Source organism: Micromonospora trifolii, from assembly GCF_050516465.1.
In the GTDB taxonomy this organism is placed as follows: Bacteria; Actinomycetota; Actinomycetes; order Mycobacteriales; family Micromonosporaceae; genus Micromonospora; species Micromonospora trifolii.
On sequence record NZ_CP191526.1, the window covers coordinates 2,186,006 to 2,198,761 of the forward strand.

General features: G+C 71.7%; 10 protein-coding genes. 6 read left to right on the forward strand and 4 right to left on the reverse strand.

Going from position 1 to position 12,756, the window contains the following annotated elements:
• Positions 1-73: 73 nt before the first annotated feature.
• From pdhA to ACQRWP_RS10170, 4 genes are all read left to right on the forward strand, one after another.
• Positions 74-1,240 (forward strand): pyruvate dehydrogenase (acetyl-transferring) E1 component subunit alpha, encoded by a 1,167-nt coding sequence (pdhA, locus tag ACQRWP_RS10155; RefSeq protein ID WP_430501997.1) that lies wholly within the window; start codon positions 74-76, stop codon positions 1,238-1,240.
• Positions 1,237-2,241 carry an alpha-ketoacid dehydrogenase subunit beta gene (locus ACQRWP_RS10160; protein WP_181539337.1) on the forward strand — a complete coding sequence of 335 codons (1,005 nt, stop codon included), beginning with the start codon at positions 1,237-1,239 and terminating at the stop codon, positions 2,239-2,241. The genes pdhA and ACQRWP_RS10160 overlap by 4 nt, the downstream gene beginning before the upstream one ends.
• Positions 2,238-3,590 (forward strand): dihydrolipoamide acetyltransferase family protein, encoded by a 1,353-nt coding sequence (locus ACQRWP_RS10165; protein ID WP_430501998.1) that lies wholly within the window; start codon positions 2,238-2,240, stop codon positions 3,588-3,590. The genes ACQRWP_RS10160 and ACQRWP_RS10165 overlap by 4 nt, the downstream gene beginning before the upstream one ends.
• A 135-nt stretch (positions 3,591-3,725) precedes the next feature.
• Positions 3,726-5,405: a right-handed parallel beta-helix repeat-containing protein gene (locus tag ACQRWP_RS10170; protein ID WP_430503173.1), complete on the forward strand. Its 1,680-nt coding sequence runs from the start codon at positions 3,726-3,728 to the stop codon at positions 5,403-5,405.
• Positions 5,406-5,490: 85 nt separating this feature from the next.
• Here the strand turns inward: ACQRWP_RS10170 and ACQRWP_RS10175 are convergent, their stop codons facing one another.
• Together ACQRWP_RS10175 and ACQRWP_RS10180 are read right to left on the reverse strand one after the other, a co-directional pair.
• Positions 5,491-7,590 carry a PQQ-dependent sugar dehydrogenase gene (locus ACQRWP_RS10175; protein ID WP_430501999.1) on the reverse strand — a complete coding sequence of 700 codons (2,100 nt, stop codon included), beginning with the start codon at positions 7,588-7,590 and terminating at the stop codon, positions 5,491-5,493.
• Between the two features lie 23 nt (positions 7,591-7,613).
• Complete coding sequence (locus tag ACQRWP_RS10180; RefSeq protein ID WP_091397722.1) at positions 7,614-8,579, reverse strand: sugar phosphate isomerase/epimerase family protein; 966 nt, start codon at positions 8,577-8,579, stop codon at positions 7,614-7,616.
• Positions 8,580-9,261: 682 nt separating this feature from the next.
• On the opposite strand from ACQRWP_RS10180, the gene ACQRWP_RS10185 reads away from it, so the two are divergent.
• On the forward strand, positions 9,262-10,530 hold the full coding sequence (locus ACQRWP_RS10185) for an Ig-like domain-containing protein (protein WP_430502000.1): 1,269 nt from the start codon (positions 9,262-9,264) through the stop codon (positions 10,528-10,530).
• 64 nt (positions 10,531-10,594) lie between these two features.
• On the opposite strand, the gene ACQRWP_RS10190 is transcribed toward ACQRWP_RS10185, so the two are convergent.
• On the reverse strand, positions 10,595-11,611 hold the full coding sequence (locus tag ACQRWP_RS10190; protein ID WP_430502001.1) for an SMP-30/gluconolactonase/LRE family protein: 1,017 nt from the start codon (positions 11,609-11,611) through the stop codon (positions 10,595-10,597).
• A 183-nt stretch (positions 11,612-11,794) separates the two neighbouring features.
• On the opposite strand from ACQRWP_RS10190, the gene ACQRWP_RS10195 reads away from it, so the two are divergent.
• Positions 11,795-12,181, forward strand: coding sequence for an STAS domain-containing protein (locus tag ACQRWP_RS10195; RefSeq protein ID WP_430502002.1), 387 nt, complete (start codon positions 11,795-11,797; stop codon positions 12,179-12,181).
• A 79-nt stretch (positions 12,182-12,260) separates the two neighbouring features.
• On the opposite strand, the gene ACQRWP_RS10200 is transcribed toward ACQRWP_RS10195, so the two are convergent.
• Entirely contained in the window at positions 12,261-12,653 is a 393-nt protein-coding gene (locus ACQRWP_RS10200) for an FKBP-type peptidyl-prolyl cis-trans isomerase (RefSeq protein ID WP_430502003.1), read from the reverse strand.
• Between the last annotated feature and the right edge of the window lie 103 nt (positions 12,654-12,756).

The following is a 12,756-nucleotide window of genomic DNA, read 5'->3' on the forward strand; positions in this document are numbered from 1 at the left end:
TTCCGTGTCGATCTTGAGTCAATCATCCACAAGCGGAAGCATAGGCTCACCACACGTCCCAGGAGGTTCCGCCGTGACGACCACTCCCCAGGCGGTCCGCAGGGCATCCCCGCGCACCCGTCGAACGGTCACCCCGCCCGACCCGGCGCGCTCGTTGCTACCGGACGCCGAGCCGGTCCGCCTGCTCGCCGAGAACGGCACGCCGCTGCCCGCCCGCGCCGACTACCCCGAACCACCCGCCGAGGTGCTGCGCGAGCTGTACCGGCGGATGGTGCTCGGCCGCCGCTTCGACACGCAGGCGACCGCCCTGACCAAGCAGGGCCGGCTCGCCGTCTACCCGTCCTCGCGAGGCCAGGAGGCGTGCCAGGTCGGCGCCGTGCTCGCGGTCCGCGACACCGACTGGGTCTTCCCCACGTACCGCGAGTCGATGGCGCTGGTTGCCCGAGGCATCGACCCGGTCGAGGTGCTCACCCTGTTGCGCGGCGACTGGCACTGCGGCTACGACCCGACCGAGGTGCACACCGCACCGCAGTGCACCCCCCTCGCCACCCAGTGCGTGCACGCCGCCGGGCTGGCGCACGGCGAGGCGTACCAGGGTCGCGACACCGTGGCGCTGGCCTTCATCGGCGACGGCGCCACCAGCGAGGGCGACTTCCACGAGGGGATCAACTTCGCCGCCGTGTTCAAGGCGCCGGTGGTCTACTTCGTGCAGAACAACAAGTACGCCATCAGCGTCCCGCTGTCGCGGCAGACCGCCGCGCCGTCGCTGGCCTACAAGGGCGTCGGCTACGGCGTACCCAGCGAGCAGGTCGACGGCAACGACCCGGTCGCGGTGCTCGCGGTGCTCACCCGCGCGGTCGCCCACGCCCGTGCAGGCAAGGGGCCCTTCCTGGTCGAGGCGCACACCTACCGGATGGAGCCGCACACCAACGCCGACGACGCCAGTCGCTACCGCGACGGCGCCGAGGTCGACGCCTGGCGGGACCGGGACCCGGTCGCCCGGCTGGAGACCTACCTGCGCGCCCGCGGCGTGCTCGACGACGCGGCGGTAGCCGAGATCGCCGAGCAGGCCGAGGCGTACGCGGCGGACCTGCGGACCCGGATGAACGAGCAGCCCACCGTCGACCCGCTGAGCCTCTTCGACCACGTCTACGCCGAGCCCACCCCACAGCTGATCGAACAGCGTGAGCAGGTCCGCGCCGAGCTGGCCGCCGCCCACGCCGAGGAGGGTGACGCCTGATGGCCACCACCATGGCGAAGGCGCTCAACACCGCGCTCGCCGACGCGCTCGCCGCCGACGACCGGGTCGTGGTCTTCGGTGAGGACGTCGGCGCGCTCGGCGGCGTCTTCCGGATCACCGACGGCCTCCAGGCCCGCTTCGGCGAGAACCGCTGCTTCGACACCCCCCTCGCCGAGGCCGGCATCGTCGGCTTCGCCGTCGGCATGGCCATGTCCGGCCTGCGCCCGGTGGTCGAGATGCAGTTCGACGCGTTCGCGTACCCGGCCTTCGAGCAGATCGCCTCGCACGTGGCGAAGCTGCGCAACCGCACCCGGGGCGCGCTGAGCGTGCCGATCGTCATCCGCGTGCCGTACGCGGGCGGGATCGGCGGAGTCGAACACCACTGCGACTCGTCCGAGGCGTACTACGCCCACACCCCCGGGCTGAAGGTCGTCACCCCGGCGACCGTCGACGACGCGTACTCGCTGCTGCGTGAGGCGATCGAGGACCCCGACCCGGTGGTCTTCATGGAGCCCAAGAAGCTCTACTTCGCCAGCGCCGAGGCGTCTCTGCCGACCCGCAACGAGCCGTTCGGCCGGGCCGTCGTGCGCCGGCCCGGACGCGACGCCACCCTGGTGGCGTACGGGCCGGCGGTGCCGGTCGCGTTGGAGGCCGCCGAGGCCGCCCGGGAGGAGGGGTGGGACCTGGAGGTCGTCGACGTGCGCACCATCGTGCCGTTCGACGACGAGACCATCACCGCCTCGGTCCGCCGTACCGGCCGGTGCGTGGTGATCCAGGAGGCGCCCGGCTTCGCGGGCGTCGGCGCGGAGATCGCGGCCCGGGTGCAGGAGCGCTGTTTCCACGCGCTGCACGCCCCGGTGCTGCGGGTCGCCGGACTGGACATCCCGTACCCGGCGCCGATGCTGGAGCACACCCACCTGCCCGGCGTGGACCGGGTGCTCGACGCGGTGGCCCGCCTCCAGTGGGACGACCAGCCGGACGCGCGTTGGGCGGCGGCATGACCATCGTGGAACGGACGCAGGTCTTCCTCCTGCCCGACCTGGGCGAAGGGCTGAGCGAGGCCGAGATCGTCGAGTGGCGGGTCGCCGTGGGTGACGTGGTCACCGTCGACCAGAGCGTGGTCGAGGTGGAGACCGCCAAGGCCGTCGTCGACGTGCCCTGCCCGTACGCCGGCCGGGTGGTCACCCTGCACGGCGCGGCCGGTGAGGTACGCCCGGTCGGCCAGCCGTTGATCACCATCGCGCCGCTGGACGGGGGCGACGAGCCCACCGGGCACGCCACCTACCGCGAGGAGGAGCGGGCCGGCTCCGGCAACGTGCTGATCGGGTACGGCACCGGCCACGGCACTGCCACCCGCCGTCGGCGTCGGCCCCGCCTGGCGGTGGCCCCCGAACCGGTCGACGCCGGCGCGGCTGCCGGTGGCGCGTCCGGCGCGGCTGCCCCAACCGGCGACCCGGCACCGCCGGCCGCCGCCCTGGTCATCTCGCCGATCGTGCGGCGGCTGGCCCGCGAGCACGGCGTCGACCTCGACACGGTGCGGGGCACCGGGCCCGGAGGCGTGATCCGCCGCGCCGACGTGGAGGCCGCGCTGACCGCGCCCGCCGCCCGACTCGCCGCCGTGCCGGACCCGCAGGTCGGGTCGGCCCCGGTCGGAGACGGCGACGTCATCGTCCCGCTGACCGGCGTCCGCAAGGTGATCGCCGACAAGCTCTCCCGCAGCCGGCGGGAGATCCCGGAGGTGACCATCTGGGTCGACGTGGACGCCACCGGGCTGCTGGAGACCCGCGCCGCGATCAACGCGGCGACGCCCGACGCGCCGGTGAGCATCCTGGCCCTGCTGGCCCGGATCTGCCTCAGCGGGCTGCGCCGGTTCCCGCAGCTCAACGCCCGGGTCGACACCGAGGCGCAGCGCATAGTCCAGTCCGCCGGGGTTCACCTCGGCATCGCCGCGCAGACCGACCGGGGGCTGCTGGTGCCGGTGCTGCGCGACGCCCAGCGGCTCACCACCGCCGAGCTGGCCGCCGAACTGGCGGCGACCACGGCCGCCGCGCGGGCCGGCAGCCTGCCCCCGGCCCGGCTGACCGGTGGCACCTTCACACTGAACAACTACGGGGTGTTCGGCGTCGACGGCTCCACGCCGATCATCAACCACCCCGAGGCGGCCCTGCTCGGGGTCGGGCGGATCGTGGACAAGCCGTGGGTGGTCGACGGGCAGCTCGCCGTCCGCAAGGTGACCCAGCTCAGCCTCACCTTCGACCACCGGGTCTGCGACGGCGGGGTGGCCGGCGGCTTCCTGCGGCACGTCGCCGACTGCGTGGAGCGCCCGGCGCTGCTGATCGCCGCCGTCTGACGCGTACCCCTTCGGCCCCGGCGCCGCCCGTGCGGCGCCGGGGCCGACGCACGTCCGGGGTTTCCCTGCGGCCTCACCGGGAAGTCGGCCCCGCCGGAGCGCACCGAACGCGTCGAAGGGAGCCCGCCCGTGGCCGTGGCGAACGAGCTGCTACTGAACTCGGTCCGGGTACGACGGCCGGCCTCGGCCGGCGCGCCGCTGTACTGCGACGCGCTGGAGTACGGGCTCACCGGTGACGGCGCGACCAACGACCAGCCGGCGCTGGCCGCCCTCGTGGACCGCCTCGGCGCCGGGTACGCCTCGGACGGGCGGGCCCGGGTCATCTACTGCCCGCCGGGCATCTACTCGATCCGGGACGCTGGCACGGTGTGGCGCAGCGGTGTGTCGCTGATCGGGGCCGGCCCGGCGGCGACCCGGTTCATGCTCAGCAACGAGGGCAACCGGGCCGACCCCACCCCGCTGGCCTTCTGGACGACGGTGCAGCACGGCGCCGACCGGGACCGGCACATCGCCGACTGCACCTTCTCCGACTTCCAGATCGACGGCTCCGGCGTCGCCATGGCCGAGTACAACTACCTGGCCAAGGGCCTCGGCCTCCAGTACGTGGTGCGGGGCGTCTTCCGCAACCTCTACATCCACCACACCGCCGCCACCGGGCTGGGCTGCGACTTCCTCCAGGACTCCCTGATCGACGGCGTGGTGGTGGTCGGCTGTGGCCGACTGGACAACGGCGAGCAGATGGGCGGCGCCGGCATCGGGATCGGCATCGGCGGTTGGGGAGCGGTGGAGCGGCTGACCATCGCGAACTGCACCGCCCTGGCCAACGGCACCAACGGCATCTTCCTGGAGTTGCAGAAGGACTACTGGGCGCCGCCGCGCGGCTACCGCATCATCGGCTGCCACAGCCAGGGCAACCGCTTCGGCATCTCCGACTGGGGCGCCGACGGCCTGATCGTCTCCGCCTGCACCATGACCGGAAACCTGGAGACCGGTTTCGACGTGTCGGCGCAGGGCACCTCGTCGGTTGCCGGCCGGGGCGGGCTGCTCACCGACTGCGTCATCGACGGCAACATGTGCGACGGGGTCAGCATCGGCAACAGCCCCGGCCCGTACACCGTCCGGGGCAACCGGATCAGCGGCAACGGCCGGCACGGCTATCACGCGCACGACCTCGGGCGCGGCTACCGGGGCTCGATCCGGGACGTGGTGATCGAGAGCAACGAGTTCTGGGGTAACGGCCTCGACGCGATCCGGATCGACCACCAGATGACCGACGCGGTGGTGCTCAACAACCGGATCCGCAACAACGGACGGCAGTACGGCGAGGGCACCGGCGGTACCGGCGACGCCGTCCGCTACAGCGAGCGGTGCCTGGTGGACCGGTCGGCCAACTGGCCGCACGACGGGCACCGGGGCAAGGTCCTGCGGGTCGGGAAGGCCGTCGCCATGGTGGCCTCCAACACCGGCGACGAACTCACCCTCGCCCCGGTCCGCCCGGACGCGTTCACCGCGTGGAGCGGGGACGTGCCACCGCCGGGATGCGGCTACGAACTGGCCGCCGCACCGAAGCTGCGGGCCGGCATCACCATCGACGCGCCGTTCGACTCGGCCACCATCCGGGGAAACCGGGTCTGGGACAACCACGACAACCCGACCCAGACGCACGGGCTGTGGATCACCGACCGGGGCAGTTGCGTGGACTGCCGGGTCGAGGACAACGACCTGGCGGGCAACGCCGACGAGGGGATGCGACTGGACACCCCGCCGGTGGGCGGACGGTGGCGGGACAACCACGTGGACAGCGACTGGAGCTGACCGGCTCGGGCCGGGCTCGGCGCTGAACGACGTGCGGCGGCGGCCGGAAGGATCCGGCCGCCGCCACTGTCGTTTGTTGAACTGATCAGCCGGCCAGACCGGCCACCGGGGTCGGGTCCAGCACCACCGTCGCAGAACCGGACTGGGCGGGTACGCCCGGGTCGGTCGGCGCGTCGGTGTACTCCGCGACGAACACCGCGGTCAGGTTGTCCGCGCCGCTGTGCCCACCGTCCAGGAAGGTGGGAATGGTCCCGGAGCAACCCGTCGAGGTGGAGAGCGGGTGCCCGTGCTCATCGTGCCCGAGCACGTAGGTGACCTTCACCCGGGAGCAGTCCACCGGCAGGTCGTCGGTGACCTTCACCTCGTACGCGACCGTCTGCCCGAACTGGAACGGCTGACCGGCCACCGGGGCGACGAACTCGACGATCGGCGCGGTCGGCCCGACCACCAGCGGCAGGGACGCCGAGGCGGACCGTCCGGTGCGGTCGGTGACCTTCAACGTCGGCGTGTACGAGCCGTTCTCCGGGAACGTCCAGCTCGCGTTCGGAGCGGTGCTGTCCACCGAGCCGTCCGCGTTGAAGTCCCACGCGTAGCTGAGCTTGTCCCCGTCCGGGTCGGTCGTGCCGGCGCTGGAGAACGCGACGGTCAGCGGGGCCTGCCCGACGGTCGGGGTGCCGCTGATCTTCGGGATCGGCGTCCGGTTGCCCCGGACGAAGTCGATCCGGGACAGCTGCGCGTCCGGGTTCTCGGCGAAGTAACCGTCGCCGTACTCCAGGACGTAGAGCGCGCCGTCCGGGCCGAACTCCATGTCCATCGGGTTGTCCACCACCAGCGACGGCGCTACCGGACGGATGTCCGTGACGTCGCCGTCCTCGTCGAGGCGGAACTCCTTGATGTAGTCGCGGGACCACTCGTAGAACAGCGGCACCCCGTCGTAGTAGGCCGGCCAGCGGGTGCGCGACGTGCTGGTTCCGTCGTACTCGTACGCCGGGCCACCCATCGGAGAGATGCCGCCGGTGCCCAACTGCGGGAACTCGGCCGAGGGGGCGGCCGCGTACCAGACCTCCGGCTGCTCGACCGGCGGCAGCACGCGCTTGCCGGTGTTGTGCGGTGAGTCGTTGACCGGGCGCTTGCAGTTGAACTTGGCGCCGGACTCGCCGGTGGCAAAGTCGTAGTCGCGGTAGGCGATCGTCGGCGTCACGCAGTACGGCCAGCCGTAGTTCGCCGGCTTGTCGACGAGCATCCACCGGCCGTGCCCGGCCGGCCCGCGCTCCGGGTTCGGGTTGGAGGCGTCCGGGGAGTAGTCGCCCACGTACACGTTGTCGGTACGCCGGTCGACGGCGAACCGGAACGCGTTGCGCAGCCCCATCGCGTAGATCTCCGGGCGGGTCTGCGCCGTGCCGGGCTTGAACAGGTTGCCAGCCGGCACCGTGTAACCACCACCGGCCTTCACCTTGATACGCAGCAGCTTGCCGCGCAGGTCGTTGGTGTTGGCCGAGGTGCGTTGGGCGTCGTACGCCGGGTGGCGGTCGGCCCGCTCGTCGATCGGGATGTAACCGTCGGAGGCGAACGGGTTGGTGTCGTCACCGGTCGACAGGTACAGGTTGCCCTTGCTGTCGAAGTCGATCTGGCCGCCGACGTGGCAGCAGATGCCCCGGTCGGTGGCCACGTCGATGATCTGCTGCTCGCTGGCGAGGTTCAGCTTCATCCCGTCCAGCTTGAACCGGGACAGCCGCAGCGCGCCCTTGAACCGCTGCCAGTCCGCCTCGGTGCCGGTCTCCGGCGCGTCCCCCTCGTTGACGCCGGGGGTCGCCGGGTCGTCCACCGGGGTGTCCATCGGCGGCGAGTAGTAGAGGTACACCCACTTGTTCTGGGCGAAGTTCGGGTCGATGGCGACCCCCTGCAACCCCTCCTCGTCGTGCTCGTACACCGGGATGTCGGCGGCGAGGGTGTTCAGGCCGGTGCGCGGGTCGTGGATGCGGACCTCACCGGTGCGGGAGGTGTGCAGCACCCGCAGGTCGGGCAGGACGGCGAGGCTCATCGGCTCGCCCGGGAAGTCGTTCAGTGTGACTTTCTGGAAGCTGCTGTCCGGCGGCGCGGCCGGCGCTGCGGACGCTGCCGACGGTGGTACGGCCAGACCGGCCGTCACCAGTAGCAGGGCGGACGCGAATGCGGTCCTGTTCATCAGGTGAGTCCCCCGGGGTGGTTTCAGTACCGAAGTGAAGCGAGATAGTCGAAGCCGACGCGAGCGGTGTCCAGGGCGTCGGCGGGGGAGCGCGGCGCGGTGCCCGCGTCGTCACGCTCCACGATGTACTCCTCGATGCCGGCCTCACGCTCGTGGGCGAAGATGCGGCCGAAATCGATGACGCCGTCGCCGAGGTCGGCGAAGCCACCCTCGACGTCGAGGTCCTTGACGTGCACCTGGCGGATCCGACCGCGGTTGGCCCGGATCACGTCGACCGGGTCGTGGGCGCCCCGCCAGGTCCAGTAGAGGTCGAGCTCGAAGTGGACCAGCCGGGAATCGGTCTGCGAGCTGAGGATGTCGAACCCGGTCGAGCCGCCGGTCAGCGGCACGAACTCGAGCTGGTGGTTGTGGTAGCCGAAGTCCAGCCCCGCGCGTTCGGCGAGCCGACCGGCGCGGTTCAGGTCCCGGGCCAGGGCCCGGTAGACGGCAGGGTCCCGGATCGGCTGACCGCTCGCGTCCCGACCGAAGTACGGGTGGACGATCTTCTTGCAGCCCACCACGTTGGCGTCGGCGAGGGCCTGCTCCCAGGTGGCGGCGTCGAACGGCTGCGGGATGCCGACGTGCCCGGAGGTGGAACGCAGCCCGGCCTCGTCGAGCGCGGCCCGGAACTGCGCGGCGGTGCGTCCGACGAAACCGGCGTGCTCCACTCGCCGGTAGCCGATCCGACGCAGCGCGTCCAAGGTGCCGGGCAGGTCGGCGGCGAGCTGATCGCGCAGGGTGTAGAGCTGAATGCTGATCCGGTCCACCGGCACCCGGCGGCGGCCCTGGGCCTGCCCGGTGGATGCGGCGGGCGCGGCGACGGCCGGGCCGCCGAGCAGACCGGCGGCGCCGACAGCGGCCGCGGAGACGGTCGCGGCGCGCAGCACTCCACGCCGGCTGACCGGCTCGGACGCCGGTGTCGGCCCCGGTCGGTTGAGTTGTTGATCCATGGTGGTGGTCCCTTCCTGACGGCTGGTACGCCGTCGGCGGCGGTCGACCTGACTGCCGTCCGCCGGGCGCGCCGAACCGGCCGGAGGCGGGCTCCGGCTGGACGGTGAGGGACGGCGCGGGTGCGGCCCGGACCCATTGGGAGCGGAACGCGGCGACCCGGCAGAGGTGGCGGCAAGTTGATCGACGAATGGGCAACCCTCTATCTAGATCGAGACCTTACCCTTGCCCCCGGACGAAGGCAAAGCTTTGTCGCGTTCGCCGGAAGTTTCGCTTCAACTGACAAAAGTCCGCCCACGAGGTGCGCCACCCGGCGTGACCTTCTACTTCCCGTGCCCACCGCGCCGCGCGCGATCCGCCCCCCGTCCGGCTCGCTCGACGAGGTTCGTGATCGACGCGGGTTCCTGAAAGTCGCGGTGTTGGGCCGACCCGGATACCGCGACCTCCTTGAACTCGAGTCGATCATGCGTGCCGCCCCGCCCGCCATCCGGACAGTCGACGTTGCGTCGCTCAAGCGGAGCAAAGCGGATGACACGGGTCGGTTGAACCCCTGTTCCGGCCAAGCGGAGCATTGTCGGAAAATGCGTCGATAAATGCGCTGTCGATTATTTCGGAATGCCGCGAATGGTCCCCTCAAGCGAGCAAGAATGTGGCGGAGGGAAGTCGAATACGGGGGGACTGAACATGACGTCTAGGCGGCGATTGACGCTGTTGGCGGTAACCATCGCAGCCGCACCACTCGTCCTGGGTGCGTGCACCGCCGACCGGGGTTCGGCGACCGGCTCGGCCAAGAAGCACGCCGCCCCACCGGAGCTCGCTGTGACGCCGGGGGACAAGACCCGGGACGTCCCGGTCAGCGCCGAGGTGGGCACCGTGGTCAAGGGCGGGCGGGTCACCGGAGTACGCCTCATCGACGACAAGGGCAAGCAGGTCAACGCCGAGCCGCGCGAGGACGGCTCCGGCTGGGTGCCGAGCGCCCCGCTGCAACCACGACGGACCTACACCGCCGAGGTGACCGCGACGGGGGACTCCGGTGCCACCACCACCCGTACCACCACGTTCACGACGATGGCCAAATCGACCAAACCGCAGATCACCAGCACCCTCTATTTCAACGGCAATCGGACGTACGGCACGGCGATGCCGGTAACTGTGGCGTTCGACCCAGGAATTCCGAAAGAGGCCAGAGCAGATGTCCAGAGACGGTTGTTCGTAAAGACCAATCCACCGCAACCGGGTGCCTGGTCATGGCTTGAGGACGGAAGTCAGGTCTATTACCGGGCCCCCGATTTCTGGAAGCCGGGGACCACCATCAGTGTCCGGGCCGGGCTGGAGGGTCTGCCGATCGGAAAGAAACTGGTCGGCGACGCCGAGCGGACCGCGACCTCCAAGATCGGACGGCAGGTCTCGCTGGAGATCGACAACGCCACCAAGCAGATGACAGTGCTGCGCGACGGCAAGCAGGTCCGCCGGATCCCGGTGAGCCTGGGTAAGTCGAGCACGCCGAGTTCCAGCGGCAAGATGGTGATCATGGAGAAGCACGAGCGGGTCACCTTCGACACCCGGGGCGAGCCGGACGGTGGCTACGTGGTCGACGTCGACGACGCCCAGCGCTACACCTGGGGTGGCGAGTTCATCCACTCCGCCCCCTGGTCGGAGGGGGACCAGGGCAACACCAACGTCTCGCACGGTTGCGCGAACGTCTCCGCCACCGCGGCCGACTGGTTGATGGGGGTGACGCAGGTTGGTGACCTGGTCACCGTCAAGGGCACCGAGGTGGAGCTACAGCCGGGCAACGGCTGGACCGCGTGGAACGTGAGCTGGGACGAGTTCGCCCGGGGCAGCGCCCTGCCGGTGCCGCCCGGGCTCAAGCCCGCGCCGGTCGCCCCGGCGCACCCGGGCGCGGTGGCCGGCGGATCGCCCGCACCGGCGCCCTCGGTCAGCGGCCGCTGAGACACCACCTGCGGCAGGACAGGGCCGGCCCGCCACGACGGCGGACCGGCCCTGTCGCCGCCCATCACCCCAGGGGTACGCGGGCCACCCCGGACCCGGTCAGGCTGCCCAGCCAGAGGTGGTCGCCGTGCTGGCGTACCCCGGTGATCATCGAGTAGTGCCCGTTCGGTCCGTGCAGCGTCCGGCGGACCGTTCCCGCGTCGTCGACCAACGCGACCAGCCCGTAGCGGCGTGGCTGCGGCTGCATCGCGTCGGGCAGCAGGGCGGCGATCTGGCGCAGCCGTGGATGGGGCAGCAGCCGTTCGGCGATCGGCACCCGGGGGCTGGGCAGCGCGATCCAGTACGTACCGTCGCCCACCGAGGTGAGATTGTCCGGGTACGCGGGCAGGTCGGCGAGGACCCGCACGCCGCCGCTCAGCTCGACCCGCAGCAGGCGGTGGGTGCTGGTCTCCACGAGCATCAGCGCCGACTCGTCCGGGGTCAGCGCGATCCCGTTGGGGAAGTACAGCCCGTCGGTCACCACCTCTGTGCGGCCGCTGCCCGGATGGTGGGCCAGCACCCGACCGTTGGGGCGGTGCTCCAGCAGGTCCCGCTTCCAGTGCGAGACCGGAAACCGGTCGGAGCTGTCGGTGAAGTAGATGGTGCCGTCACGGCCCACCGTCGCGTTGTTGGCCAGGTGCACCGGGGGTGCCGTTCCGGTCAGTTCGCGTACCGCGCCGTCGGGCGTGACCCGCAGCAACCCGCGGTACGCGTCGCAGACCACCAGGGCCTCGCCGGACGGGTCCAGCTCGATGCCGAGCGGACGGCCCCCGGTCTCGGCCAACAGTTGGGGCGGGGTGCCGGCCGGCGCGTCGACCGGCCACCACCAGAGCCGACCGTCCTCGTCGCCACTGATCACCCGCCCGGCGCCGTCGACCAGCACGTCCTCGGGGCCGACGGCGCCCGCGGGGAGGGGTAGCAACTCGGCCTCGTCGAGCCGGCGGTCAGTGGGGGCCCATGCCCCGGCCAGCGCCGGAGGGCGGGTCGCCGGCTCGCGGACGGGGCGGATCAGCCGGGGCGGCCGGGGCCGGGGGATCAGCATCGACCTATTCTCCACCCGAATGCCGGCCGACCCCCGGGTTCTGAGCCCGCGCGGCGCGCCGCCCGGCCCCCCTGACTCCACCCCGAGAGGGAGGCGGGGTACCTCGGGGTATGCCCCTGGGCGTACCCGGAATCACTCCGTGGAGGGGCGAAAGTGTCGGTGGTGGCGGCTAGATTTCTGGACATGGAAGAGCACAGCGACCGGCTGGACGTGCAGGTCAGCGTGGGTGACCGGATGGTCCTCGTGCGGGTGGCCGGCGAGGTCGACATCGCCACGGTGGCCGCGTTCCGGTCGGCGCTGTGGTCCGCGCCGGCCCGCCCGGTGCTTCAACTGGAGTTGTCCGGGCTGCGGCTGCTCTCCGCCGCTGGCGTTCGCACGCTGCTCGCGGCGCATCTGCGCGTGCGGGCCTGCGGTGGCGAGCTGGTCCTGGTCGACCCGAGCCCGGTGGTGGCGCGGGTGCTGCGCGTCAGTGGGCTGCACCGCGTGATGCCGATTCTGGAGCTGGCCTCGCCAGTCGAGGCCGCGCGTCGCCCGGTGGTCGCGACCACGGACCTGCAACTGGCCGCCTGACGCTGGTCGACGAGGTGGGCCGCCTCCGTCGCACCCGGGCGCGGGGCCGCCGACGTGGGCCGGCGACCCCGACAATCGGTCAGCTAACGCCGAGCAGGTCGACGACGAAGACCAGCGTCTCGCCCGGCTTGATGACGCCGCCGGCACCCCGGTCGCCGTACCCCAGGTGCGGCGGGATGATCAGGCGGCGGCGACCGCCGACGCGCATGCCGGCGACGCCCTGGTCCCAGCCGGCGATGACCTGACCGCCGCCGAGCGGAAAGTCGAACGCCTCGCCCCGGTTCCACGACGAGTCGAACTCGCCGCCGGTGGAGTGCGACACGCCGACGTAGTGCACGCTGACCAACTGGCCCGGCTCGGCCTGCGGGCCGTCGCCCACGGTGATGTCCTCGATCACGAGGTCGGCCGGCGGTGCACCCTCGATCGGACCAACCTCGGGCTTGCCCGACTGGGCGCCTGCTGCCTGGGTCATGCGGGGATCTCCTGCCGTGTTGGGTGATGTGTCCGGTCACCGTCGATCCTGCCGGATCACCCCTCACCGATGTGCGGCGGACCCGCAACCTGCTCCGCAGCCC